The sequence below is a fragment of the Pseudomonas sp. DR 5-09 genome (assembly GCF_001655595.1).
Classification (GTDB): Bacteria; Pseudomonadota; Gammaproteobacteria; order Pseudomonadales; family Pseudomonadaceae; genus Aquipseudomonas; species Aquipseudomonas pharyngis.
Map to the genome: position 1 here is coordinate 3,232,901 of NZ_CP011566.1, position 26,666 is coordinate 3,259,566.

At 62.2% G+C, this 26,666-nt stretch carries 17 protein-coding genes; 12 read left to right on the forward strand and 5 right to left on the reverse strand.

All coding sequences use genetic code 11. The annotated features are described in order from the left end of the window. The first annotated feature begins 5 nt into the window (after positions 1 to 5). The 8 genes from PDR5_RS14455 (at position 6) to PDR5_RS14490 (ending at position 15,209) form a co-directional block, all read left to right on the forward strand. The gene (locus PDR5_RS14455) at positions 6 to 1,793 is read left to right on the forward strand and encodes a type I secretion system permease/ATPase (protein WP_064596529.1); all 1,788 of its coding nucleotides are present in this window, start codon (positions 6 to 8) and stop codon (positions 1,791 to 1,793) included. After that, on the forward strand, positions 1,790 to 3,139 hold the full coding sequence (locus PDR5_RS14460) for an HlyD family type I secretion periplasmic adaptor subunit (protein ID WP_039768319.1): 1,350 nt from the start codon (positions 1,790 to 1,792) through the stop codon (positions 3,137 to 3,139). The genes PDR5_RS14455 and PDR5_RS14460 overlap by 4 nt, the downstream gene beginning before the upstream one ends. 2 nt (positions 3,140 to 3,141) lie before the next feature. Continuing rightward, positions 3,142 to 4,503, forward strand: a complete 1,362-nt coding sequence (locus PDR5_RS14465) for a TolC family outer membrane protein (RefSeq protein ID WP_064596531.1) — start codon at positions 3,142 to 3,144, stop codon at positions 4,501 to 4,503. Between the two features lie 251 nt (positions 4,504 to 4,754). Further along, entirely contained in the window at positions 4,755 to 7,706 is a 2,952-nt protein-coding gene (gene eprS / locus PDR5_RS14470; protein ID WP_064596533.1) for an autotransporter serine peptidase EprS, read from the forward strand. Between the two features lie 182 nt (positions 7,707 to 7,888). Next, positions 7,889 to 10,975, forward strand: a complete 3,087-nt coding sequence (locus PDR5_RS14475; protein WP_064596535.1) for an autotransporter serine protease — start codon at positions 7,889 to 7,891, stop codon at positions 10,973 to 10,975. A gap of 57 nt (positions 10,976 to 11,032) precedes the next feature. Continuing rightward, a complete protein-coding gene (locus tag PDR5_RS14480) occupies positions 11,033 to 12,721 on the forward strand; it encodes a polyurethane esterase (protein ID WP_064596537.1) in 1,689 nt (562 codons plus the stop codon). A gap of 100 nt (positions 12,722 to 12,821) precedes the next feature. After that, a complete protein-coding gene (locus PDR5_RS14485; RefSeq protein WP_064596540.1) occupies positions 12,822 to 14,675 on the forward strand; it encodes a polyurethane esterase in 1,854 nt (617 codons plus the stop codon). Positions 14,676 to 14,834: 159 nt separating this feature from the next. Further along, positions 14,835 to 15,209, forward strand: a complete 375-nt coding sequence (locus PDR5_RS14490; protein ID WP_064596542.1) for a hypothetical protein — start codon at positions 14,835 to 14,837, stop codon at positions 15,207 to 15,209. 59 nt (positions 15,210 to 15,268) lie between these two features. Here PDR5_RS14490 and PDR5_RS14495 read toward each other — a convergent pair whose 3' ends face one another. Continuing rightward, a complete protein-coding gene (locus tag PDR5_RS14495; protein WP_039768348.1) occupies positions 15,269 to 15,493 on the reverse strand; it encodes a YgdI/YgdR family lipoprotein in 225 nt (74 codons plus the stop codon). Positions 15,494 to 15,690: 197 nt separating this feature from the next. On the opposite strand from PDR5_RS14495, the gene PDR5_RS14500 reads away from it, so the two are divergent. The 4 genes from PDR5_RS14500 to PDR5_RS14515 all read left to right on the forward strand — a co-directional run bounded on the left by PDR5_RS14500 (position 15,691) and on the right by PDR5_RS14515 (position 22,202). Then, positions 15,691 to 17,343, forward strand: a complete 1,653-nt coding sequence (locus PDR5_RS14500; protein WP_064596544.1) for a VRR-NUC domain-containing protein — start codon at positions 15,691 to 15,693, stop codon at positions 17,341 to 17,343. Continuing rightward, on the forward strand, positions 17,340 to 19,658 hold the full coding sequence (locus tag PDR5_RS14505; RefSeq protein ID WP_064596546.1) for an ATP-dependent DNA helicase: 2,319 nt from the start codon (positions 17,340 to 17,342) through the stop codon (positions 19,656 to 19,658). Before PDR5_RS14500 ends, PDR5_RS14505 begins: the two co-directional genes overlap by 4 nt. A gap of 10 nt (positions 19,659 to 19,668) precedes the next feature. Further along, positions 19,669 to 21,588: a hybrid sensor histidine kinase/response regulator gene (locus PDR5_RS14510; protein ID WP_064596547.1), complete on the forward strand. Its 1,920-nt coding sequence runs from the start codon at positions 19,669 to 19,671 to the stop codon at positions 21,586 to 21,588. A gap of 77 nt (positions 21,589 to 21,665) precedes the next feature. Continuing rightward, positions 21,666 to 22,202 carry a hypothetical protein gene (locus tag PDR5_RS14515; RefSeq protein ID WP_064596549.1) on the forward strand — a complete coding sequence of 179 codons (537 nt, stop codon included), beginning with the start codon at positions 21,666 to 21,668 and terminating at the stop codon, positions 22,200 to 22,202. Between the two features lie 14 nt (positions 22,203 to 22,216). On the opposite strand, the gene PDR5_RS14520 is transcribed toward PDR5_RS14515, so the two are convergent. The 4 genes from PDR5_RS14520 to PDR5_RS14535 form a co-directional block, all read right to left on the reverse strand. Further along, a complete protein-coding gene (locus PDR5_RS14520) occupies positions 22,217 to 23,590 on the reverse strand; it encodes a cation:proton antiporter (RefSeq protein WP_064596550.1) in 1,374 nt (457 codons plus the stop codon). A 48-nt stretch (positions 23,591 to 23,638) separates the two neighbouring features. Next, a complete protein-coding gene (locus tag PDR5_RS14525; protein WP_064596552.1) occupies positions 23,639 to 24,250 on the reverse strand; it encodes a Yip1 family protein in 612 nt (203 codons plus the stop codon). A gap of 90 nt (positions 24,251 to 24,340) precedes the next feature. Beyond that, positions 24,341 to 25,198, reverse strand: coding sequence for an SDR family oxidoreductase (locus tag PDR5_RS14530; RefSeq protein WP_039768357.1), 858 nt, complete (start codon positions 25,196 to 25,198; stop codon positions 24,341 to 24,343). Positions 25,199 to 25,293: 95 nt separating this feature from the next. Next, entirely contained in the window at positions 25,294 to 26,442 is a 1,149-nt protein-coding gene (locus PDR5_RS14535; RefSeq protein WP_064596554.1) for a MalY/PatB family protein, read from the reverse strand. Positions 26,443 to 26,666: the final 224 nt, after the last annotated feature.

Sequence of the window (26,666 nt, forward strand, 5' to 3'; positions counted from 1 at the left end):
AATCAATGAAGATGGCGAAGGCCCAAGCCACCGCTCCCTTATTCAAGGCATTGGGTGACTATAAAAGCATTCTGATCAGCGTCGGATGCTTTACCGCACTGATAAACGTGCTGATGCTGGTGCCTTCCATATATATGCTCCAGGTCTACGACCGGGTGCTGTCTTCGCAGAACGAAACTACCCTGGCGATGCTGTCGCTGATGGTCGTCGGTTTCTTCGCGTTTATCGGCCTGCTGGAAGTGGTGCGCAGCTTTATCGTGATCCGCATCGGCAGCCAGCTCGAGCGCCGTTTCAATCTGCGGGTCTATCAGGCAGCTTTCGAACGCAACCTGTTCAAGGGCGAGGGTAACGCCGGGCAGTCCCTGGGCGACTTGACCCACATTCGCCAATTCGTCACCGGGCCTGCGCTGTTCGCGTTCTTCGATGCGCCGTGGTTCCCGGTTTATCTGTTTGTGATTTACCTGTTCAACGTCTGGCTCGGCGTGCTGGCCACAGCGGGAGCGCTGCTGCTGATCGCGCTGGCGTGCCTGAACGAATACATGACCAAGAAGCCGCTGGGCGAAGCCGCCGGTTATTCGCAGAAATCCAGCCAGTTGGCCACCAGCCACTTGCACAACGCCGAAACCATTCAAGCCATGGGCATGCTGGGCGCCTTGCGCAAGCGCTGGTTCCAGGTGCACTCGCGCTTCCTCGGCCTGCAGAATCAGGCCAGCGACACTGGCGCGGTGATCAGCTCGCTGAGCAAAACCTTGCGTCTGTGCCTGCAATCGCTGGTGCTGGGCCTCGGCGCACTGCTGGTGATCAAGGGTGACATGACCGCCGGGATGATGATCGCCGGCTCCATTCTGATGGGCCGGGTACTGAGCCCGATCGACCAGTTGATCGCCGTGTGGAAGCAGTGGAGCGGGGCGAAGCTGGCTTACCGTCGCCTCGATGCGTTGCTGCAAGCTTTCCCGCCGAGCGATGACGCCATGGCGCTGCCGGCGCCGAAAGGCCAGATCACCTTTGAACAAGTCAGCGCCGGCCCTCCGGGTCAACGCTCCGCGACCCTGCACATGGTCAACTTCAACCTGGCGGCCGGTGAAGTGCTGGGCGTGCTCGGTGCCTCCGGTTCCGGCAAATCGACCCTGGCGCGTGTGCTGGTCGGCGTATGGCCGGCCCTTGGTGGCACGGTGCGTCTGGACGGCGCCGACATCCACCGTTGGAACCGCGATCAGCTCGGCCCGTATATCGGCTATCTGCCGCAGGACATCGAGCTGTTCAGCGGCAGCATCGCCGAGAACATTGCCCGCTTCAGTGAAGCTGACCCGCAAAAGGTCGTGGCTGCCGCGCAACAGGCCGGCGTGCACGAACTGATCCTGCGCATGCCACAAGGCTACGACACGCAATTGGGCGAGGACGGCAGCGGTTTGTCCGGCGGCCAGAAACAGCGTGTGGCACTGGCCCGTGCGCTGTACGGCAACCCGAGCCTGGTAGTGCTGGATGAGCCGAATTCCAACCTCGACACCGTCGGCGAAGCCGCGTTGTCCAGCGCGATCGTGCAGCTCAAGGCCCAGGGCACCACCGTGGTACTGGTCACCCACCGTTCTTCGGTACTGGCTCAGGCCGACAAGCTGCTGGTACTCAACGACGGCCGTCTGCAGGCCTTCGGCCCGAGCCATGATGTGCTCAAGGCACTGTCCGGTAACCAGCCCGGCAACCCGCCACAACCAAACGAAAAACCTGCGCAAGCACCGGCCGGGCTCAGCATGAGCCGCCAGTATCAGCCGACTACAAGGAATTCGGGTGTATGAGCAGCGCGAGCATGAACACGCAAAACGAAGCCACGATGGAACACGACTACATCACCGAGCGCCCGGAACGCGACGCCAGATTTTTCGCCCGCATGGGCTGGATTCTGGCGCTGGTCGGCGCCGGCAGCTTCTTCACCTGGGCGGCATTGGCGCCGCTGGACCAGGGCATTCCGGTGCAGGGCACCGTGGTGGTGTCGGGCAAGCGCAAGGCCGTGCAGTCGATGAGCAGCGGCGTGGTCAGCCGGATTCTGGTGCGTGAAGGCGAAATCGTGAAGCAGGGCCAGCCACTGTTCCGCCTCGACCAGACCCAGGTTGCCGCCGACGTGCAGTCACTTCAGGCGCAATACCGCATGGCCTGGGCCAGCCTGGCGCGCTGGCAGGCCGAGCGTGACAACCTCAAACAAGTGACGTTTCCGGCAGAACTGAGCGACAACGCCGATCCGCGCCTGGCGCTGGTGCTGGAAGGTCAGCGGCAATTGTTCAGCAGCCGTCGCGAAGCGTTTGCCCGCGAACAGGCCGCCCTGCGCGCGAGCATCGAGGGCGCCACCGCGCAGCTGGCGGGCATGCGCCGCGCCCGAACTGACCTGAACGCGCAAGCTGATTCGCTGCAACAGCAGTTGAGCAACCTGCAACCGCTGGCCGACAACGGCTACATACCGCGCAACCGCTTGATGGAATACCAGCGTCAGCTGTCCCAGGTTCAGCAGCAATTGGCCGAGAACACCGGTGAAAGCGGCCGGGTGGAGCAGGGCATTCTTGAATCCCGGCTGAAACTGCAACAGCACGGCGAGGAATACCAGAAGGAGGTCCGCACCCAGCTGGCCGACGCACAACTGAAAAGCGTCACCCTGTCCGAGCAACTGACCTCCGCCGGTTTCGACCTGCAACACAGCGAAATCCTCGCCACCGCTGATGGCGTGGCCGTCAACCTCGGTGTGCACACCGAAGGCGCCGTGGTGCGTCAGGGCGAAACCCTGCTGGAAATCGTCCCGCAAGGCACGCGCCTGGAAGTCGAAGGGCACCTGCCGATCAACCTGATCGACAAGGTCGGCACGCACTTGCCGGTCGACATCCTGTTCACCGCGTTCAACCAGAGCAAAACCCCACGGGTGCCCGGCGAAGTCAGCCTGATTTCTGCCGACCAGATGGTCGACGAGAAAACCGGCGTGCCGTACTACGTGTTGCGCAGCAGCGTCAGCGATCAGGCCATGGAAAAACTCAACGGCCTGGTGATCAAACCCGGCATGCCGGCGGAAATGTTCGTGCGCACTGGCGAACGTTCGCTCCTCAACTACCTGTTCAAGCCGCTGCTCGACCGCGCCGGTTCCGCGTTGACCGAAGAATAAGGATGTTCGGCTGTATGAATAAGCTTTCCATGCTGGCGGCAGCGTTCGCGCTGCTCGCGGGCAACAGTGCAGTGGCGGCCATGGGGCCGTTCGAGATCTACGAACAGGCGTTGCGCAATGACCCGGTGTTCCTCGGCGCGATCAAGGAGCGCGATGCAGGCCTCGAAAACCGCGCCATCGGCCGCGCCGGCCTGTTGCCGAAACTGGGTTACAACTACAACAAGGGTCGCAACTCGTCGAAGGCCACGTCCCTCGACGAACGCGCGCGCAATCGCACCGACGAGCGTAATTACAACAGCTACGGCTCGAGCCTGACTTTGCAACAACCGTTGCTCGACTACGAAGCCTACGCGGCGTATCGCAAGGGCGTGGCCCAGTCGCTGTTTGCCGACGAGAACTTCCGCGGCAAGAGCCAGGAACTGCTGGTTCGCGTACTGGATAACTACACCAAGGCTTTGTTTGCCCAGGACCAGATCGACATCGCGCTGGCCAAGAAGAAGGCGTACGAGCAGCAGTTCCAGCAGAACGAGCACATGTTCAAGCAGGGCGAGGGTACCCGTACGGACATCCTCGAAGCCGAGTCGCGTTATGAACTGGCAACCGCCGAGGAAATCGAGGCCCGCAACGAGCAGGACGCCGCGCTACGGGAACTGGGCGCATTGGTAGGGGTGCCGGCGGTGGACATCAGTGATCTGGCGCCACTGGATCAGAACTTCCAGACATTCGCCCTGATGCCGGCCAACTACGACACTTGGCACGAACTGGCGATCAGCAACAACCCGAACCTGGCGTCCCAGCGTCAGGCGGTGGAAGTGGCGCGTTACGAAGTCGAGCGCAACCGCGCCGGGCACCTGCCGAAAGTCAGCGCTTACGCCACGATGCGCCAGAACGAATCGGAAAGCGGCAACACCTACAACCAGCGTTACGAAACCAACACCATCGGTTTCGAAGTCAGCGTGCCGTTGTACGCCGGTGGTGGTGTGTCGGCCTCGACCCGCCAGGCCAGCCGCACCATGGAACAGGCTGAATACGAACTGGACGGCAAGACCCGCGAGACGCTGATCGAATTGCGTCGTCAGTTCAGCGCCTGCCTGTCCGGGGTCAACAAGCTGCGCGCCTATCAAAAGGCCCTGGCCTCGGCCGAAGCGCTGGTGGTATCGACCAAACAAAGCATTCTCGGTGGCGAGCGCACCAATCTCGATGCGCTGAACGCCGAGCAACAACTATTTACCACCCGCCGCGACCTGGCCCAGGCACGCTATGACTACCTCATGGCCTGGACCAAATTGCATTACTACGCGGGCACCTTGAGCGAACAGGATCTGGCGCGGGTGGATGAGGCGTTTGGGGTGGCTCGACGTTGATGTGCATGGCTTCAGACCGGCCCTCACCCTAACCCTCTCCCGGAGGGAGAGGGGACTGATCGGGGGATATTTTGGAGGTACACCGACCTGATCGGGCGTCACCGAATCCAGCATCGACCCGGTTTTTCAGGTCGATGTATGACGCAAGACACCTCGATCAGCTCCCTCTCCTTGGGGAGAGGGCTGGGGTGAGGGGAATGGGCAACACCGCAGAATCAACCTGCATAAAACAATAAAAGTGAGTGGTGAACATGGACGTATGCATCAAGCCGATCACGGTCGGCACCCTGCTGCTTGTGATGTCTGCAACCCAGGCTCAGGCCCAATACCTCGAAGCCGGCAAACCCGGCGATCCCGCCAGTTGGCGCAGCGCCGAATTCCTGCGTGACTGGGGCCTGGGCCGGATGCAGGCCGATCAGGCCTACGCCGCCGGCATCACCGGCAAGGGCGTGAAGGTCGGCGCGCTGGACTCCGGTTTCGACGCCACCCATCCCGAGTTCGCCAGCGACCGTTATCACCCGGTACTGGCCAGCGGCAGTTACATCGACGGCTCGCTGTTCAACGTCAACGGCACCCTCAACCCGAACAACGACTCCCACGGCACCCACGTGGTCGGCACCATGGGCGCGTCCCGCGATGGCACCGGCATGCATGGCGTGGCGTACAACGCGCAGATCTACGTCGGCAACACCAACAAAAACGATAGCTTCCTGTTCGGCCCCAACCCCGATCCGCGCTACTTCAAAGCGGTGTACGACGCCCTGGCCGACGCTGGCGTGCGGGCGATCAACAACAGTTGGGGCAGCCAGCCGCCGGATGTCAGCTATCGAACCCTCGCGGATCTGCACGCCGCTTACGCCCAGCACTGGAACAAAGGCACCTGGCTGGATGCGGCGGCGGATGTTTCCCGTCGCGGCGTGATCAATGTGTTCAGCGCCGGCAACAGCGGCTACTCGAATGCCAGCGTGCGTTCGGCGCTGCCGTATTTTCAACCGGATCTGGAAGGCCACTGGCTGGCGGTTTCCGGGCTCGATCAAAGCAATCAGCAGAAGTACAACCAGTGTGGCATCGCCAAATACTGGTGCATCACCACGCCGGGGGCGAAGATCGACAGCACCATTCCCGACGGCGGTTATGCGATCAAGTCCGGCACCTCGATGGCCGCGCCGCACGCCACCGGCGCACTGGCGCTGGTGATGGAGCGCTATCCGTACATGAACAATCAGCAGGCGCTCGAAGTGTTGCTGACCACCGCCACCCAGCTCGACGGTTCTGTGACCGACGCACCGACCGAGCGAGTCGGCTGGGGCGTGGCCAACCTGTACCGGGCGATGCGCGGGCCGGGGCAGTTGCTCGGGGCGTTCGACGCCCATCTGGCAGTCGGGCAGAGCGATGTCTGGAGCAATGACATCAGCGACAAAGCCCTGATCCAGCGCCAGAGCGAAGACCTCGCCGAACACAGCGCCTGGCAGCAAACCCTGCAAAGCAAGGGCTGGCAGAACGGCGTGCCGGCCGGTGCCAGCCAGCAGGATCAGACCGACTACGCCGTGGGCATGGCCCGTGACGCAGCGGCGGCCGGTCGGGTATATCAGGGCAGCCTGATCAAATCCGGCGACGGGCGACTGATTCTGACCGGTGACAACACGTATCGTGGGCCGACCACGGTCAATGGTGGTCTGCTGACAGTGAACGGCTCGCTGACATCGGCCGTGACCGTCAATGACGGCGGCACCCTCGGCGGCACCGGGCGGATCGGTGCACTGACCGCTAACAGCGGTGGCCGTGTCGCACCGGGCAATTCCATCGGCACCTTGAATGTGGCCGGTGACGTGAACTTCGCGCCAGGCTCGACCTACGCCGTGGAGTTGTCTCCTACCAGCAGCGACCGCATCGTCGCCGGCGGCATCGCCTCCATCAACGGCGCCACCGTGAGCCTGTCGCTGGAAAACAGCCCGACATTGCTCAGCACCAGCGAGGCCAGAAGCCTGCTTGGCCGGCAATACGACATTCTGCAAGCAGCGGGCGGCATTCAGGGTCGGTTCGGTGCAGTGCTGCCGGATTATCTGTTCATCGGTGGCAGCCTGGCCTACAGCGGCAACGGCATCGGCTTGAATGTCGAGCGCAACGCGACGTCGTTTGCCAGCGTCGGCCAGACACCGAATCAGCGCTCCGTGGCCACTGCCGTCGAAGGTCTGGGCGCGGGCAATACCGTGTACGAAAGTCTGCTGTTGTCGGCCACCGCCGGTGATGCGCAACAAGCCTTTCAACAATTGAGCGGTGAAATCTACCCGGCCCTCGGCGCGGTGCTGATCAACGACAGCCGCCAACTGCGCGATGCCATCGGCGAACGCCTGCATGATGCGCAAACTATGCAAAGCAATGGCTGGATCAAGGCCCTCGGCGCCTGGGGCACAACCGACTCTCGCCACGACACCGCCGGTTACAGCACCTCCATCGGCGGCCTGCTGGCCGGTGTCGACGGTGCCGTCGACGAGCAGACCCGCATCGGTCTGGTCACCGGTTACAGCGACAGTTCGCTGAGCATGGGGTCAGGCACGCATTCTTCAGCCAAGGTCGACAGCTATCACCTCGGCGCCTACGCCGGTCACGACATCGGCGCCTGGCGCCTGAGCACCGGCGCCGCTTACAGCTCGCATCGCGCCGATGTGAAGCGCGACTTGCAGTACGGCAACGTCAGCGCCAAGCAGAAAGCCAAGGTCGATGCCGCCACCACTCAGGTATTCGGCGAAGCGGCTTATCGATTGAATCTGCAACCGCTGGCCCTGGAGCCGTTCGCCAACCTGGTCTACGTGCATCTCGACACCGACGGCTTCACCGAGAAGGGCGACGCCGCCGCGCTGAAAAGCGGCGACGACCAGCGCGACGCGGTGTTGAGCACCCTCGGCGTGCGGGCGCTCAAGACCTTTGACCTGCCGTCCGCGCAGAAACTGCAAGTGAGCGGTCATCTGGGCTGGCAGCACAGCCTGACCGACATCAAATCCGAACAGCATTTGCGTTTCGCCAGCGGCAGCGCGCCGTACACGGTCGAAAGCTCGCCACTGGTGCGCGACGCCGCCCTGGTCGGCGTGCAGGCCAGCCTGGCGCTGACCCGCGACGTGCGGGTCAACCTCGATTACACCGGACAACTGGCCAGCCGCGAGAAACAACACGGCGTGGGCCTGAGCCTGAACTGGCAGTTCTAAACACACGGATGATCGTTCCCACGTCGAGGCGTCGAACCGTCTGCGTGGGAATGCCTCTAGGGACGCTCCGCGTCCAGTGACGCGGAGCGTCACGGGCTGCATTCCCACGCGGGAGCGTGGGAACGATCAACGATCACTTCAATAGACGGATTTTTCGCAACATCACTAAGGAAGGTCGCTGGATGAAAAACAACAACACCCCCGCGCAATCGGGTGGCTGCTTTCGCCTGAAAACTCTCAACGTCGCCTTGCTCTGCGCACTGGCCACCTGGGGCAACGCACACGCGGCGCCCTACGTGGAAAGCGGCCGGGCAGGGGATCCGGGCAGTTGGCGCAGCGCCGAATTCCAGGCCGACTGGGGCCTGGGCGCCATCGGTGCGGATCACGCGTACGCCGCCGGTTACACCGGTAAGGGCGTGAAACTGGGGATCTTCGACCAGCCGGTCTACGCCGCGCACCCGGAGTTTTCCGGCAGTAACAAAGTCATCACCCTGGTGACCTCGGGGATCCGCGAATACACCGACCCGTACATTCCGGTCAAAGCCGGGGACGCGTTTCGCTATGACGGTTCGCCCTCGGTCGGCTCCGACGGCAAGCTCGGCGCCCACGGTACTCACGTCGGCGGTATCGCCGCCGGCAGCCGTGACGGCGGGCCGATGCACGGTGTCGCATTCGGTGCACAGATCATCAGCGCCGACAACGGCGACCCGGGCCCGGAAGACGGCATCGTGCGCGGCAACGACGGCGCGGTATACAAGGCCGGCTGGGATGCGCTGATCGCCAGCGGCGCGCGGATCATCAACAACAGCTGGGGGATCGGCATCACCGACCGTTTCGACCTCGGTGGCCGTGATCCGGCGTATCCGCATTTCACCGTCAACGACGCGCAACTGCAGTTCAACGAGATCCGCACACTGCTGGGCACCAAACCCGGCGGCGCCTACGACGGCGCAATCGCCGCCGCACGCAGCGGGATCGTGACGATTTTCGCAGCGGGCAACGACTACAACCTGAACAACCCGGACGCCATCGCCGGGCTCGGTTACTTCGTGCCGGACATCGCGCCGAACTGGATCACCGTCGCCGCCTTGCAGAAGAACCCGGATCTGGCCAGCGCCAACCCGTACATCATGAGTACGTTCTCTTCGCGCTGCGGCTACACCGCGAGTTTCTGCGTGTCGGCACCGGGTACGAAAATCTTCAGTTCGATCATCGAAGGCACCAACGCCGACAACCTGACCACGGGTTACAAGAACTACAACGGCACCTCGATGGCCGCGCCCCACGTGGCCGGTTCCATCGCAGTGCTGATGGAGCGCTTCCCGTACATGACCGGCGATCAGGTCGCCAGCGTGTTGCGCACCACGGCCACCGACCTCGGCGCACCGGGCATCGACGCCCTGTACGGCTGGGGCATGATCAACCTGCGCAAGGGCATCGACGGCCCGGCGATGTTCGTCACCGAGCAGGACATTCCCGAAGAATTCCGCATTCAGGGCGCCTACGGTTCCGGTCAGTTCGTGGCCGATCTGCCGGGCATTGGCGCGATCATCGATGCGGGTAAGCCCACCGAGCGCGTGTGCAACGACATCACCTGCGGGCTCGACACTTGGCGCAACGACATTTCCGGCCATGGCGGTTTGACCAAGCAGGGCATCGGCACCCTGGTGCTGACCGGCAACAACACCTACAGCGGCCCGACCCTGGTCAATCAGGGGCGATTGGCAATCAATGGCTCGCTGCAATCGGCGGTGACGGTCAATGACGGCGGCATCCTCGGCGGTAACGGCCGGATCGCTGCGCTGACCGCCAACAGCGGCGGTACCGTGGCGCCGGGCAATTCCATCGGCACCTTGAATGTGGCCGGTGACGTGACCTTCGCACCGGGTTCGACCTATGCGGTGGAAGTGTCCCCGACCAGCAGCGACCGGATTGTCGCCGGCGGCAAAGCGCTGATCGAAGGCGCAACCGTGACTATGTCGCTGGAAAACAGCCCGACGCTGCTGACCACGGGCGAAGTGAAAAGCCTGCTCGGCACCCAGTTCAACATCTTGCAGGCAGCGGGCGGCATTGAAGGGCAGTTCGGACAAGTGTTGCCTGACTACGCGTTCCTTGGCGGCACCCTGGCTTACTCGGCAAACGGTGTGCAACTGGACGTCGGCCGTAATGGCGCCTCGTTCGCCAGCGTCGGCCTGACCCCGAACCAGCGCGCGGTGGGCGCTGCCGCCGAACGCCTCGGCGCCGGCAATGCGTTGTTCGAAACCCTGTTGCTGTCGCCGTCGGCGGTCGCTGCGCAGGATGCCTTCCAGCAACTGTCCGGCGAGATTCACCCGGCCATCGGCACGCTGCTGATCAACGACAGCCGCTACCTGCGCGATGCGGTGGGAGAACGTCTGCGTGAGCGCGATCTGTTCGATGCCGGCGCGCCGACCGATGACCGCAGCAACGCCTGGCTCAAAGTGCTGGGCGCCTGGGGCAAGAGCGATGGCGGGTCGAAATACGCCGATTCCACCAGCTCCATCGGCGGCCTGCTGGCCGGTGTCGACGGCTTGATCGCTGAAGATACCCGTCTGGGTTTCGTGACCGGTTATAGCGACAGCTCGTTGAGCATGGGCGAGGGTACACATTCGTCCGCCTCGGTCGATAGCTATCACCTGGGCGCGTACCTGGGGCATCAGATCGATGCGCTGCGTCTGACCGCCGGTGCGGCTTACAGCTGGCATCGCATCGACGTCAAACGCGACCTGCAATTCGCTGGCGTCAGCGGCAAACAGAAAACCAAGCGCGATGCGACCACCGCGCAACTGTTCACTGAAGCGGCCTACGACCTGGGCCTGCAACCGATGAACCTGGAGCCGTTCGCCAATCTGGCCTACGTGCACCTCAACAGCGACAGCTTCACCGAGAAGGGTGATGCCGCCGCACTGAAGGGCGGCGAAGACAACCGCGATGTGGTGTTGTCGACCCTCGGTGTGCGGGCCAAGCGCACGTTTGCCCTGTCGGAGAAACATCAGCTGGAACTGGGCGCAAGCCTGGGCTGGCAGCACAACTTGAGCCGCGTGGATGCTGACAGTCACCTGGCGTTCGCCAATGGCAACAGTGCATTCACCGTGCAAAGTGTGTCGATGGATCGAGATGCCGCGGTGGTCGGCGTGCGCGCCGGGCTGGCGCTCAATCGCGATGTCCGGGTCAACCTGGACTACAACGGGCTGATCGGCTCCAACGAAAAGGACCACGGTGTGGGCCTGACGCTGGACTGGCAGTTCTAAGGGGTAGCGGCAGTTCTTTCGAGAACTGCCGTTTTTGAAAGGAAGAGAGAGCACAACATGGGATTGTTCGATTACAAAAACGCCGACGGCAAAGCGCTGTACAGCGACGCCATCGCCCTGACGCTGTATGCCTACACGCCGACCGGGCAGGCCTTGCCCGGCACTGGCTGGAAGCCGATCGGCGCCACGGCGCTGGGCTATCAGGGCAAGGTCGGGGCGCAGGGCACGTTTTTCGGCGAGAAGGACGGCTTCACCAGCGCCGAAGCCGAAGTGCTCGGCAAATACGACGCCGCGGGCAAGCTGATCGGCATCGGCGTGGCCTTCCGGGGCACCGGTGGATTGGGTTACAGCGATACCTTCGGCGACATGAAAAACAACCTGCTGGCTGCCATCGGCCCGTCGGATTACGCCACCCAGTACGCGAAAAACGCGTTCGACAACCTGCTCAAATCGGTGGCCGCGTTCGCCGTCGCCCATGGCATCGCGTCCAAGGACGTATTGATCAGCGGCCACAGCCTCGGCGGCCTCGGGGTCAACAGCGTGGCGGAGTTGAGTGCCAGCAACTGGGGCGGGTTCTTCAAGGACGCCAACTACATTTCGTTCGCCTCGCCGACCCAGAGCAGCACCGGCAACAACGTGCTGAACATCGGCTACGAGAACGACCCGGTGTTCCGCGTGCTCGACGGCACCACGTTCAGTACCGCGTCGATGGGCAAACACGACAAGCCGCACGATTCGACCACCGACAACATCGTCAACTTCAACGACAACTACGCCTCCACTGCGCAGAACCTCGTGCCGTTCAGCATCGCCAATCCGCTGAACTGGTCGGCCCACAGCTCGCTGGGGTATGCAGACGGTCTGAATCGGGTGATCGCGTCGAAGTTCTACGGCCTGACGCATAAGGACTCGACGATCATCGTCTCCAACCTTGAGGAAGTATCGCGGGGCAAGACCTGGGTCGAGGATCTGGGCCGCAGCGGCGAGCCGCACACCGGCAGCACGTTCATCATCGGCACCGACAGCGGTGACTGGCTCAAGGGCGGGGCGGGCAACGACTTCCTCGAAGGTCTGGGCGGCGATGACCGTTTCCGTGACGACGGCGGTTTCAACATCCTGCTCGGTGGCCAGGGCCACAACACCTTCGAACTGCAAAAGCCGCTGCAGAACTTCAGCTTCGCCAACGACGGCGACGGCACGCTGTACGTGCGTGACGCCTACGGCGGCATCAGCATGACCCGCGACATCGGCGCGCTGGTGAGCAAGGAGTCGGGTTCGTGGTGGGGCAGCAAGGAAATTACCTGGACCGTCACCGCCAAAGGCCTGGCCAACGGTGCCGAACTGACCCAGTACAACCACTCGCTCAGCGGCGGCGCCATGGGCGACACCCTCAAAGCCACCGCCGACGGCGACTGGCTGTTTGGTCTCGGCGGTAACGATCACCTGCAAAGCGACAAGGCCCACGTGACCTTCGTCGGCGGCGCCGGCAATGACGTGATGAGCGCGGTGGGTGGCAACAACACCTTCCTGTTCAGCGGCGCCTTCGGCTTTGACGCGATCAATGGCTACCAGGGCAGCGACAAACTGGTGTTCATGGGCGTCGAGGGTGCAGGGCAGGGCTACGACTACAAACAACACGCGTCGCAGTCCGGGAGCGATACCGTGCTGAAGATTGGCGATTTTGCCGTGACGCTGATCGGGGTCGGTGTGGCTAACCTGTCGGATTCGAGTTTCGTCTTCGCCTGACAAACGAAAGTTGTACTGAAATGCTCCGGGGCGCCTCGGGAGGGGCGTTCTGGTTGTGAGCTATCTCTGAACAATTCCAACAAAGAGAGAGGCAACAGCAATGGGTGTGTATGACTACAAGAATTTCGGTACGGCGGAATCCAAGGCGCTGTTCAGCGACGCCATGGCCATTACGCTGTATTCCTACCACAACCTCGATAACGGCTTTGCCGTCGGTTATCAGCACAACGGCTTCGGCCTCGGCTTGCCGGCCACGCTGGTGACCGCGCTGATCGGCGGAACGGACTCCCAGGGAGTGATCCCCGGCATTCCGTGGAACCCCGATTCGGAAAAAGCCGCACTCGACGCGGTGAAAAAAGCCGGCTGGACCCCGATCACCGCCGCGCAACTGGGTTACGAGGGCAAGACCGACGCGCGCGGCACCTTTTTCGGTGAAAAGGCCGGCTACACCAGCGCCCAGGTGGAAATCCTCGGCAAATACGACGCTCAGGGCCATCTGACGGAAATCGGCATCGCTTTTCGCGGCACCAGCGGCCCGCGGGAAATCCTGATCGGTGACTCCATCGGCGACGTGATCAGCGACCTGCTCGCCGCGTTCGGCCCCAAGGATTACGCCAGGAACTACGTCGGCGAAGCCTTCGGCAATCTGATGAACGATGTGGTGGCGTTCGCCAAAGCCAACGGCCTGACCGGCAAGGACGTGCTGGTCAGCGGCCACAGCCTGGGCGGGCTGGCGGTCAACAGCATGGCGGACTTGAGCACCAGCAAATGGGGCGGGTTCTTCCAGGACTCCAACTACATCGCCTACGCCTCGCCGACCCAGAGCAGCACTGACAAGGTGCTCAACGTCGGCTACGAAAACGACCCGGTGTTCCGCGCCCTCGACGGCTCGACCTTCACCGGTGCATCCCTCGGCGTGCACGACGCGCCCAAGGAGTCGGCGACCGACAACATCGTCAGCTTCAACGACCACTACGCCTCGGCGGCGTGGAACGTGCTGCCGTTCTCGATCGTCAACATTCCGACCTGGATCTCGCACCTGCCGACCGCCTATGGCGACGGCATGAACCGGGTGATCGAGTCGAAGTTTTACGACCTGACCAGCAAGGACTCGACGATCATCGTCGCCAACCTGTCGGATCCGGCGCGGGCCAACACCTGGGTGCAGGACCTGAACCGCAACGCCGAAACCCACAAGGGCAGCACCTTCATCATCGGCAGCGACGGCAATGACCTGATCCAGGGCGGCAACGGCAACGATTATCTGGAAGGCCGCGCCGGCAACGATACGTTCCGCGATGGTGGGGGTTACAACATCCTGCTCGGCGGCTCGGGCAACAACACCCTGGAGTTGCAGAAGTCGGTCAATACCTTCGACTTCGCCAACGACGGCGCCGGCAACCTGTACATCCGCGATGCCAACGGCGGGATCAGCATCACCCGCGACATCGGCAGCATCGTCACCAAGGAGCCGGGCTTTCTCTGGGGCCTGTTCAAGGACGACGTGACCCACAGCGTCACGGCGGCCGGTCTTAAGGTCGGCAACAACGTCACCCAGTACGAATCGAGCGTGAAGGGCACCGGCGGTGCCGACACCCTCAAGGCCAAGGCCAGCGGAGACTGGCTGTTCGGCCTGGACGGCAACGACCACCTGATCGGCGGGGCGGGCAATGACGTGTTCGTCGGCGGCGCCGGCAATGATCTGCTGGAGTCGGGCGGCGGGGCGGATACCTTCCTGTTCAGCGGCGCATTCGGCCAGGATCGCGTGGTGGGTTACACCGCCAACGACAAGCTGGTGTTCCTCGGCGTGCAGGGCGTATTGCCGGGCGACGACTTCCGCGCCCATGCCACGGCGGTGGGGCAGGACACGGTGCTGAAATTCGGCGCTGATTCGGTGACGCTGGTCGGGGTTGCGTTGAACAGCCTGAGTGCCGACGGGATTGTGATCGCCTGACGGCAAGGGTGGGGAGGGAGCGCATTCCCTCCCCATATCAAAAGTGACTCACCAACCACTCCCTGACTCCAATCCCTGCACCAACAGGAAATGCGGCCTAAAGCCATGACGTCGACGTTCGTCATTCAAGGGCTGCCAACGAGTACAGGAGATTCACACGTGAAAGGTTTCAAGGGGTATATCGGTGTTGCGGGGCTTGTGCTGCTGTCGGCCAATGCCTGGGCCGATCTGCCTCACAGCTCGATTCTGAGCCGCTATGGCGTGACACCCGATCAACTGCCAGAGCCGGCCAAAAGCGAAGACGCCAAACCCGTCGAAGAAAAAAGCCGCTTTCATATCCAGCCTGAACAACCGTTCGTGACGATTCGCATCGGCGAAGACCATGAGCCGGAAATGACCGGAAATCTGAGCATCGACCGCATGGCGCAACAGGAGCGTCAGCGCTGCCAGCGTTTACAGGAAGAACTGGTTCGCCGTGGCGAGCGTCCCTTCAGTTGCGACGGCTCTCTCCCGGGCATGGCGTTACCACGCTGATGAATACAAAAAAGGCTGCGATTCCATAGGGTTCGCAGCCTTTTTTGATGTTTTATCCGTCAGTCTTCTTTGCGCACCGTGGCCACTTCGTCGGCACGTACGCGGACTTTGGCGCCTGAAATATCCTTGAACTCGTAGAAGCCATCCTCGGTTTTGGTATCGGGCATGTCTTCGGTCAGGTACTGGGTGCCGTTCTGCAGGGTAACCACCGTTGGCGTCGAGCAACCGGCCAGCGTCAACAGCGCAGCGACTGCCAGCGGGATACCCAAGGTTTTGATTTTCATAGGACGGCTTCCTCATTCATTTCGACCATTGTCGGTCCTCTAACGCGGTTGGTGCCGTGACACCCGGAAAAGTTCGATGGCCAAGTGAAAAAAACTGCTTTGCCGATGCCACTGATCCTTTTCCGTTTGCGCCCGCCGGGACAGGCTGGTATCTGTACGCATAACCAGTACTCGCTTGCCATGGCCCCGAATCTACCGTGACTGCCAATCCCCTCGACGACCCGTTCTATTACCTCAACAACTTCCGCCAGGTGCTTGATTGGCTTGAGCTTCGCTACGCCGATGTCATGAGCGAAACGGAACATGCCTTCATTCGCGACTTCAAGGCGCTGCCGCGTCCGTCCCAGGGTTTGCTGGTGCGTATGGTGATGCGCAAGGGTGTACATTTCCGGGCCAGCAAGCTGAATTACACGGAAATCGGCGACATCGCCGAAGCGGCGCAACCACTGCTGGAGCATGGCTGGCTCGATGAACAGGCAGCGTTGACGATGGCGGAGCTGTTCGAGGTGTTGCTGAAGGCGGAGCTTCTGCAAGCCTTCGGCCCGGCCATCGACCAGCCTAAAAGCAAGAAAGTCGACTGGCTGCCGCTGCTGCACGAACAATTCCCCGAGCCCCGCACTTTTCAGCAATGGTGCCCGGCGTTGGCGGATCGGCTGTTCAGCCTGACGCTGATGGACCTGTGTGATCGTTTTCGCCTGATGTTCTTCGGCAACCTCTATCAGGACTGGTCGGAGTTCGTGCTCGCCGACCTTGGCATTTTTACCTACGAAAAAGTCGAATTCAGTGCTGATTCCCTTGGCTTGCGCAGCCGTGCCGACGTCGATGCGTGCCTTTTTCTGCACAACTGCCAGCTGTATTTCGAAGCGGGCGAACCACTGGAACCGATCGTCGAACAGATCGCCGCTTTGCATTTCGACAACCCGTGGCTGCAGCGCCGGCGCGGCAAGCTGTTGTTCCAGATCGGCCAATACTGCGAGCGCCTCGGCGAATTCGCCCTGGCCCTGGAGATCTATCGCGATTGCGCCTACTCCGGCGCCCGATTGCGGATGATCCGTGTGCTGGAACGCAGCGCCGAGTATGCGCTGGCCCTGGAACTGGCGGTCATTGCCGAGCAGGCACCTGAAACCGCCACCGAACAACAGGGCCTGCAACGGCTGGTGCCGCGTTTGCGGCGCAAGCTCGGCGGCCCACCGATCAAGCGCACGGCGCCCGGCCTGGTGGAGCGGCTGGATCTGCACCTGCCGCGTCTCGATCCGGCGTTGTCGGTGGAATATCACGTTCAGGCGCACCTGCACGAAGAAACGGGCCCGGTGCATTACGTGGAAAACAGCCTGATCAATTCATTGTTCGGCCTGTTGTGCTGGCCGGCGATCTTCGCGCCATTGCCGGGCGCATTCTTTCACCCGTTCCAGCGCGGGCCGGTGGATTTGCTCAATGAAGACTTCCAGCTCCGACGCGCCGAGCTGTTCCAGGCCTGTCTGGCCGAACTCGACGATGGCCGTTATGCCGACACCATCCGCGCGCGGTTCACCACCAAATGGGGTGTGCAGTCGCCGTTCGTGTTCTGGGGCGCGCTCAATGAAGAACTGCTGGAGCAAGCTTTGGCCTGTCTGCCGGCCGAACACCTCAAGCACTGGTTCAGCCGTCTGCTGCTGGACATCAAGGCCAATCGCGCCGGCATGCCCGACCTGATCCAGTTCTGGCCGCAGCACAAGACCTACCGGATGATCGAAGTCAAAGGGCCCGGCGATCGTTTGCAGGACAACCAGCTGCGCTGGCTGGAGTTCTGCAACACGCATCGGATGCCGGTCGCCGTGTGTTACGTGCAATGGGCGGAGCAGGGCGCTTGAGCTACAGCATCGCGGTGCGGGCGTTGTGCGAGTTCACCGCGAAAACCGGTGACCTCGACTTGCGCTTCACGCCGTCGCCGACCGCGCTGGAGGGCATCGCCGGACATCGCACCGTGGCGTCCCGGCGCAGCGACGCCTACCAGAGCGAAGTGGCGCTGGAGGGCGCATTCGGGCCGTTGAAGGTCAAGGGCAGGGCGGACGGCTACGACCCGACGCAGAACTGCCTGGAAGAGGTCAAAACCTACCGTGGCGACCTGAGCAAGCAGCCGGCCAATCACCGTTCGTTGCATTGGGCCCAGGCGAAGGTCTACGGCTGGTTGATGTGCTGTCGATTGCAGCTTGAGCAAATCAACCTGGCGCTGGTGTACTTCGACATCGTCACGGAAAAGGAAACCTGCCTAGTCGAGGTTTTCAGTGCCGAAGCGCTGCGGCAGTTCTTCGAACAACAGTGCGGTTTGTTCCTGAAGTGGGCCGAACAGGAAATGGCCCACCGCGAAGCGCGCAACCGCGCGGCGCAGCAGTTGGGTTTTCCTCATGCTGCCTTTCGTCCCGGTCAGCGTCACCTCGCCGAATCGGTGTTCAAGGCCGTCAGCACCGGCCGCTGCCTGATGGCCCAGGCCCCGACCGGGATCGGCAAGACCCTCGGTACTCTGTTTCCGATGCTCAAGGCCCTGACGCCGCAGAAACTGGACAAGGTCTACTTCCTCACCGCCAAGACGCCCGGACGCAAACTGGCGCTGGATGCAGCGCAAGTGCTGTTCGATCACAGCGAAACCTTGCCCCTGCGGGTGCTGGAAATGGTCGCCCGTGACAAGGCCTGCGAACACCCGGACAAGGCCTGTCACGGCGAATCCTGTCCGTTGGCCCAAGGCTTTTACGACCGTTTACCCGCCGCCCGTGAGGCTGCCAGTCAATTGCGCCTGCTGGATCAGACCGCGCTGCGAGACGTCGCGGCGCAACACGCGGTGTGTCCGTATTACCTGAGCCAGGAAATGGCCCGCTGGGCCGACGTGGTGGTGGCGGACTATAACTATTACTTCGATTTCAGCGCGCTGCTGTTCGGTCTGGCCCAGTTCAATCAATGGAACGTTGCGGTGCTGGTGGACGAGTCGCACAACCTGGTCGAGCGCGGGCGGCAGATGTACAGCGCCACCCTCGATCAGGCGACATTGGGCAGCGTGCGCAAAACCGCGCCCGAGGTCCTGAAAAAGTCGTTGCAACGGGTCAATCGTGAATGGAACGCGCTGCACAATGACCAGTTGGCGCCGTATCAGGCCTACGACAAGGCGCCGGAAAAACTGCTGCAGGCGCTCTCATCCTGCACGGCGAGCATCGGCGACTACCTCAACGATCACCCGCAAGGGCTCGACAGCGGATTGCAGAACTTTTACTTCGAGATGCTGCAGTTCGGTCGGGTGGCGGAACTGTTCGACGCGCATTACCTGTTCGACATCAGCAAACGCGATCTCGAACGCAAACGCCCGTTATCGCAACTGTGCCTGCGCAACGTGGTGCCGGCGGCATTTATCGGCCCGCGCCTGAGCGCGGCACGCAGCAGCGTGCTGTTTTCCGCCACCCTCAGCCCGCGCCACTATTACGCGGATTTACTCGGCACGCCGGCTGACACAGTCTGGATCGACGTCGAGTCGCCGTTCAGCGCCGAACAATTGCAGGTGCAGATCGTCAGCCGGATTTCCACGCGCTTCACGCATCGGCAAGCGTCGCTGGAACCGATTGTCGAGCTGATCGCCCGCCAGTTCAGTGAACGTCCGGGCAACTACCTGGCGTTCTTCAGCAGCTTCGATTACCTGCAACAGGTCGCGCAGTTGCTCGCCGAGCGGCACCCACACATCACCCGCTGGCAGCAATCCCGCGGCATGACCGAAGGCGCGCGGCAGGATTTTCTCGACCAATTCACCGCCGACAGCCAAGGCGTGGGCTTCGCTGTGCTCGGCGGCGCCTTCGGTGAAGGCATCGATCTGCCCGGCGCACGGCTGATCGGCGCGTTCATCGCCACCCTCGGACTGGCCCAGCTCAACCCGGTCAATGAACAGATGAAGCGCCGTATGGCGGCGATCTTCGGTGCCGGTTACGACTACACCTATCTTTTCCCAGGCGTGCAGAAAGTGGTGCAGGCTGCCGGGCGGGTAATCCGCACCCAGCAGGATCGCGGCGTGGTGATGCTGATCGATGATCGCTTTGCCGAGAGCCGGATTCGGCAGTTGCTGCCGCGCTGGTGGCACCTCGATCACACAGAAGACGCTGTCCATTCCCCCGGTTTGACGCATACTCCTGTCACTGAGAATTTGCTTTGAGCCAAGCCTGATGAGCGAGAACAAGAAGTCCGCTGCAATCGAAGACATGCGTTTTCGTTTGCTGATCGATGCGGTGGTCGATTACGCGATCTATATGATCGACCCCGAGGGCATCATCACCAGCTGGAACTCCGGCGCCAAACGCTTCAAGGGTTACGAAGAAGCCGAGATCCTTGGCGAGCACTTTTCAAGGTTCTACACCGACGAAGATCGCGCCAACGGTTTGCCGCAGCGGGCGCTGGACACGGCGATCCGCGAAGGTCGGTTCGAGGGTGAGGGCTGGCGGGTACGCAAGGACGGCACGCATTTCTGGTGCCACGTGGTGATCGATCCGATTTTCAGCCCGAGCGGGCAACTGCTCGGGTTTGCCAAGATCACCCGCGACCTGACCGACCGCAAGATGGCCGAAGAAACCCTCAAGCAGAGCGAACAGCAGTTTCGCCTGCTGGTGCAGGGCGTCACCGACTATGCGATCTACATGCTCAGCCCCGAAGGCCGGGTGACCAACTGGAACCCCGGCGCGCAGCGGATCAAGGGTTACAAGCCGGATGAAGTCATCGGCAAGCATTTCTCGATGTTCTACACCCCGGAAGACCGTGAGGCCGGTGAACCCCAGCGCGCCTTGGAAACTGCGGTGCGCGAGGGCCGTTTCGAGAACAAGAGCTGGCGCCTGCGCAAGGACGGCACGCGGTTCCTGGCGCATGTGGTGGTCGATGCGATTCGTGGCGACACCGGCACCTTGCTCGGTTTTGCCAAGATTACCCGCGACGTCACCGAGGCTACCCAGGCGCAACAGGCCCTGGAGAAAACCCGTGAGGCGCTGTTCCAGGCGCAGAAGATGCAGGCTATCGGCCAACTCAGCGGCGGCATTGCCCACGACTTCAACAACCTGCTGACAGTGATTCTGGGCAACCTGGAAATCGTGCGCAAACGCGTAGGCGACGACCCGAAAGTCAGCCGTCTGCTGGAGAACGCCACGCAGGGCGCATTGCGCGGCGTGTCGCTCACCCAACGCATGCTGGCCTTCGCCCGGCGTCAGGAGCTCAAGACCGAACCGATCGAAATCCCGAAACTGGTGCAGGGCATCACCGGGCTGTTGCGCAGCTCACTGGGGCCGGGGATCCGCATCGAAACGCAGTTTCCCGAAGACCTGCAAGCGGTGCTGGCCGACAGCAACCAACTGGAGCTTGCGGTACTCAATCTGGCGACCAACGCCCGCGACGCCATGCCCGAAGGCGGCAGCGTCACCATCAGTGCCGAACCCGAAGTGGTGCTCGAACAGAACGATTCAACCCTGGCGGCAGGGCGCTATGTCTGCCTGAGGGTGACCGATACCGGTGAGGGCATGGACGCTGAAACGCTGGCGTCGGCAACCGATCCGTTTTTCACCACCAAAGGCTTGGGCAAGGGCACGGGTCTGGGGTTGTCGATGGTCCATGGCTTCATCGAACAACTGGGTGGCCGCTTCATTCTGAAAAGTACCCAGGGGCAGGGCACCACCGCTGAACTGTGGTTGCCGGTGGCCATCGACGGTGTTGTCGCCAAACCGCTTGGCCCGATGGTGTCCACCGACACGGTGCCGCGCCTCAGCGTGCTGGTGGTGGATGATGACAGTCTGGTGCTCACCAGCACGGTTCTGCTGCTGGAAGACCTCGGCCATCGCGTGATCAGCGCCACCTCCGGTGCCCAGGCGCTGGAGCTGTTCGATCAGGGTGAGGTCATCGATTTGATGATCACCGACATGGCCATGCCACAGATGAGTGGCGCGCAACTGGCGCATGCCGTGCGCCTGCTCAAGCCGGATCTGCCGATCATCCTCGCCACCGGCTATGCCGAACGCCTCGAAGGCTTTGCCGCAGGGTTGCCGCGACTGTCCAAACCGTTCAATCAATTGAATCTGGTGGAGATCATTGCCCAGTCGATGAAGTGAACCGAGGGCGCGCAGGATCCATCTGAACTTGTCCGAGTCCGTAGGCCTCCAAACGCTTTGTTTCCGGAGCGCTCCCCGTGCCACGCATACTGACCCAACCGACCGCCGAAGAAACCCTGACTGAACACAACGCGAAGATGTTCGGTTCACCCAAGGAGCGACTGGATTTCTACCGCCGGGAAATCCAGTACGAAACCAGCATTCTGGCCAACCGAACCGACGCCTATCTGGCGGCGCAATCGTTTCTGGTGATTGCCTTTGCGTCCTGCATGGCCAACCTCAACCCCGAGTGGGGCAAGTTGTTCACCCTGGTGGTGCCACCGTTCCTGGCCTTGCTCGGCCTGCTCAGTTCGCTCAATGCCTGGCCGGGGATTCGCGCCGCCTACGACATCATCGATCATTGGCACTACAAGCAAAGTGAATTGCTGCGCAGCGAACCCCTGATGGGCCTGGCTTATGACGAATCGCCGTTATTCAGCGAAATGGAGTCGAGCCACAAGGGGTATCGCAAGTCATTGCTGTTTTCAATTCGTACGCCGTGGATTTTCGCCACATTCTGGATGTTGCTCGGCAGCTATGCCTTCTATATTCAGGTGACCAATCCGGGAGGATGAATGACACCCCGCTATCAAGCCCGGTCATCATGGCCGGGCTTTTTTCGCCCGTTTCGGTTCTTGCGCCGCTCATAGCTGGCGAGGATAGGCTGGGTGCTGACGCCGTGCAGCAGAATGCTCAGCGCCACCACCGACAGGGTCAGGTCGGTACACAGCGCGCCCACGCTGTCGCCTAGTCCATGGTTCAGTGCATAGAAGAGGTAGAACAGACTGCCGATACCGCGAATACCGAACCAGCCGATCAATAACCGTTGGCGCCCCGCGAGCAGCGATCCCCACGGCATCAACCCCACGCAGACCGGGCGGATGACACAGAACAGCACGCCGCCGACCAACAGCGCCCGCCAATCCCAGTGACTGACCAGCACCACGCCCAGCAGGGTAACCAGAAACACTTCCATCGCCCGCTCCACCAAACCGCCGAACGCGAGCATGTCGCCCATCATGATGCCGGCTGCCACCTGACTGTCTTCCAGCCGCTCGGTATCGCCGTGCACCGCCTGCTGCGGCTCGACGTTCTGATGACCGACCACCGGTTGCACCATGTGTTCGGCGGGCGGTTGGTGGGCGCCGGTGGATTTGACTTCCTCCTGACGCAAGCCAAGGCCGGCGGCGAATACCGACAGAAAGCCGTAGCCACCAATGGATTCAGCCACGACATACGCCAGCGCAATCAACGCCAGGGCCAGATAGTCGTTCGGGCTCAGGGTGCTGTCATCGTTGCGGATACGCAGCGAGAGGGTCAGTCGACCAATGCCACGGCCCATCCAGTAGCCGCAAAGCAACCCGGCCGGAACCGCCCACAAAAGGCTGCGCAGTACCCAGTCGGGCCACTCGGCGGCAAACCCTTCACCGTGCAGCAGCAACAGCCCGAGGATCACGAAGGGAAATGCAACGCCGTCGTTGAGCCCGGCCTCGCCGGACAGGCCGAAACGCACGCTGTCGACGTCCCGCGCATCGTTGACCTGCACCAGCGCCGCGAGCACCGGGTCGGTCGGAGCCAGAATCGCTCCGATCAACAGCGAAGGGCCCCAATTCAGATCCAGGCCAAAATGCAGCAACAGGCAGACGCCAATGATCGTCAGCACCATCACCGGGCCCGCCAGACCGAATGCAATCCGCCAGCGTTTGTCGCGCAACGGCAACCGCAACTTCAAACCGCAGACGAACAGGGAAAACAGCACCGCGACTTCAGTCAGGTGTTCCATCCACAAAGAGGCTTCGTCCAGCGGCAGTTTCAGCAGATCAAGCCCTGCCGGCCCGATGCCGACGCCCAGCAGCAGGCAAACAGCCGAGGTCGTGACTGGCATCCAGCGCAGGTACGACGATGTCAGCGCCAGGGTCAGCAGCACGGCACCGAGCACCGCCACCCAGATGATGAAGCTCATGACGCGCGGCCCGTAAGGTCAGTTCGATGCCGCCCCGACATGATCGGCCTAACCTGCAGTCGTGCGCAGGTATTCCGGCGTCAGCACGTTGAACCACAGCAGGATCATCGACACCAACAACGTCACCAGCACCAGCAGCGCCACACCCCAGACACTGGCCGAGTACAACAGGCCCTGTTCCTTGCGCTCGTGCATGAAGGTCGGCAGGCCGACGAACAACAGGAATGTCGAATAGATCGATGCAGCGCCGAGCACCAGCACCGCCAGCCAGCGGCTGGGATACAGGCCGGCGAGACCGGCGATGAAAAACGGGGTGACGGTGTACGCCGCGAAACCGATGCACTGGTTGAGTGTCGGCCGGGCATCGAAGGTACGCGACATCCAGCGGATGAAACCGCCAATGATCGCCACGCCGACCACGATGGTGATATAGAGCAGGACACTCAGCTGCAAGGCGCTGGCACTGCTGAGCCTCACGGTTTCACCCACTGCCAGGCTCCAGCCGACATACGTGGTGCCAATGAACAGGCACACCGCCGGGACGAGGGCCAGCAACAGCAGGTGAGCAAGGTAATGACGCGGGTGGGCCTCTTCTTCGCGGCGGATGTCGTTCCAGGCAAAGTTCGGCTGGGTGAAGAGTTTGATAATAGGCGCAGACATGACGACCTCCTGATCTCTTGCAACCCGAACGGGCCATGAAGGTATGGAGAGGTCGCCGTGTCCAGCGGTTCACTTTTTCTGGCAAGCGGTTCAGAGCATCGGTTTGCCGCCGGTCACGCCGTAGCGCTGGCCGGTGATGTAGCTGGCTTCATCCGATGCCAGCAGCACGTAGATCGGCGCAACCTCCACTGGCTGGCCGGGACGCCCGAGTGGTGTTTGCTCGCCAAAATGCTGCACTTCCTCATCGGGCATGGTCGAGACGATCAGCGGCGTCCAGATCGGCCCCGGTGCCACGCAATTCACGCGAATTTCCCGCGGACCGAGCATTTGCGCCAGTCCGCCAGTGAAATTGGCGATCGCGCCTTTGGTGGTGGCGTAGGCGAGCAGGGTGGGCTTGGGCATGTCCGAGTTGATCGAACTGGTGTTGATGATGGAGGAGCCAGGTCCCATGTGTTTGATGGCGGCCTGACACAGGCGGAAGATCGCGGTGATGTTGACGTCGAAGGTCATCACCCATTCGTCGTCGGGAATCTCCTCGAAGGTTTCGTGGGTCATCTGGAAGGCGGCGTTGTTGACCAGCACGTCGATGCGGCCGAAGCGCTCGACGGTTTGGTCCACCAACGCCTGGCACTGGGCTTTCTGCGCAATGTCACCGGGCAGCAACAGGCACTGGCGACCGGCCTGTTCGACCCAGCGCGCGGTTTCCTTGGCGTCTTCGTGTTCATTTAAATAGGCGACCGCTACATCGGCACCTTCGCGAGCAAAGGCGATCGCCACCGCCCGACCGATGCCACTGTCGGCACCGGTGATCAAGGCAATCTTGCCGGCCAGCCGACCGGAGCCGGTGTAGCTCTGTTCGCCGCAATCAGGATACGGCTCCATCTTGCGCTGTGAACCGGGAACCGGCTGCGCCTGTTTCGGGAACGGGGGTTTTGGATAGTCGGTCATCGTCAATCTCCGGGTCTCATGGCAAGTAGGCCGGTTGACCCGACCCGCTTGCGCTGAGTTCGATCGGATTGACGCTTGGATTTACCCTGACTTGATTACCGGGACTTGAGGGCTCGCTCCATCCGGGCAATGCCTTCTTCCAGCATCGAACGCGGGCAACCGAAGTTCAGGCGCACGAATTGCTGGCTGTGGTCGCCAAAGTCCAGCCCCGGGCTGAGGCCGACCCGGGCGTGGTCCAGGAAGAACTTCTGCGGGTCGTCCAGATCCAGCGCCGAGCAGTCGAGCCAGGCCAGGTACGTGCCTTGCGGCACATTGAGGGTCACCCCGGGCAAGCGGTTGCGCACGGCGTCCACCAGCCAGTCACGGTTGGCTTGCAGGTACTGCTTCAGCGCCTCAAGCCACGGACCGGCTTCGCTGTAGGCCACGCGGGTGGCTTCCATGCCCAGCGGGTTGACGCTGTCGACCATGCCGCAGCGGGCATGGTTGACGCGCTCGCGCAGGGCCGCGTCCTGGATGATCATGAACGACGTCTTGAGGCCGGCGATGTTGTAGGCCTTGCTCGCCGACATCAGGGTGATGGTGCGGCGGGATATTTCCGGGCTCAGGGACGCGGTCGGAATGTGCACGCGGCCGTCGTAGCACAGCTCGGCGTGGATCTCGTCGGAGATGATCCAGGCGTCCTGCGCCACGCAGATGTCTGCCACGGCTTGCAGTTCTTCACGGCCAAAGACCTTGCCGATCGGGTTGTGCGGGTTGCTCAGAAGCAGGGCGCCGCCACCGTTCAGGGATTCACGCAGTGCGTCCAGTGGAGTGGCGTAGCTGCCGTCGGCCTGGACGTTGAATTCCAGTTCGACTTTGTTCAGGCCCCAATGGCCCGGTGCATGGCGCAGTGGCGGGTAGTTCGGGGTTTGCACCACGACGTTCTGCTGCGGTTGCACCAGCGCCTTGAGCGCCATGTTGAAACCCGACTCCACGCCCGGCAGGAAGATCAGCTCCTGCGGTTTGACCCGCCAGGCGAACTTGTTCCAGAGGTCGGCGACGATGGCCTCGCGCAGGTTGTCCTGGGCCACGCTGTAGCCCACCAACGGGTGCAGCAGACGTTGTTGCAGCGCCTCGATGACCACCGGCGGGGCGGCGAAATCCATGTCAGCGACCCACATCGGCAACACGTCGGCCGGATAGCGGCTCCACTTGGTGCTGCCGGTGTCGTGGCGGTCGAATACCTGATCAAAATCGAAAGTCATGCGCGGTCTCTGAAGGCGGAGATGGGTCGTGCCGGCGATGATAAACCCCAAGTACTGCGGGAGCCACATTACCTGTGGGAGCTGGCAAGCCAGCTCCCACAAGTATTCATATATTTGCCCGACGGTCGGTTTTCACACAGGCAGCGGGAGCGTTGTCTACAGTGAAAAAGTCGGCACTCGTGTGCCGCAACCGTGATTGTCCAGAACAAACCCGGCACCAGTAC

Bases quoted from the DNA above. Each gene is read 5' to 3' on its own strand.
- PDR5_RS14455 (WP_064596529.1), top strand. From the start codon at position 6: ATGAAGATGGCGAAGGCCCAAGCCACCGCTCCCTTATTCAAGGCATTG.
- PDR5_RS14460 (WP_039768319.1), top strand. From the start codon at position 1,790: ATGAGCAGCGCGAGCATGAACACGCAAAACGAAGCCACGATGGAACAC.
- PDR5_RS14465 (WP_064596531.1), top strand. From the start codon at position 3,142: ATGTTCGGCTGTATGAATAAGCTTTCCATGCTGGCGGCAGCGTTCGCG.
- eprS (WP_064596533.1), top strand. From the start codon at position 4,755: ATGGACGTATGCATCAAGCCGATCACGGTCGGCACCCTGCTGCTTGTG.
- PDR5_RS14475 (WP_064596535.1), top strand. From the start codon at position 7,889: ATGAAAAACAACAACACCCCCGCGCAATCGGGTGGCTGCTTTCGCCTG.
- PDR5_RS14480 (WP_064596537.1), top strand. From the start codon at position 11,033: ATGGGATTGTTCGATTACAAAAACGCCGACGGCAAAGCGCTGTACAGC.
- PDR5_RS14485 (WP_064596540.1), top strand. From the start codon at position 12,822: ATGGGTGTGTATGACTACAAGAATTTCGGTACGGCGGAATCCAAGGCG.
- PDR5_RS14495 (WP_039768348.1), bottom strand. From the start codon at position 15,493: ATGAAAATCAAAACCTTGGGTATCCCGCTGGCAGTCGCTGCGCTGTTG.
- PDR5_RS14510 (WP_064596547.1), top strand. From the start codon at position 19,669: ATGAGCGAGAACAAGAAGTCCGCTGCAATCGAAGACATGCGTTTTCGT.
- PDR5_RS14520 (WP_064596550.1), bottom strand. From the start codon at position 23,590: ATGAGCTTCATCATCTGGGTGGCGGTGCTCGGTGCCGTGCTGCTGACC.
- PDR5_RS14525 (WP_064596552.1), bottom strand. From the start codon at position 24,250: ATGTCTGCGCCTATTATCAAACTCTTCACCCAGCCGAACTTTGCCTGG.
- PDR5_RS14530 (WP_039768357.1), bottom strand. From the start codon at position 25,198: ATGACCGACTATCCAAAACCCCCGTTCCCGAAACAGGCGCAGCCGGTT.
- PDR5_RS14535 (WP_064596554.1), bottom strand. From the start codon at position 26,442: ATGACTTTCGATTTTGATCAGGTATTCGACCGCCACGACACCGGCAGC.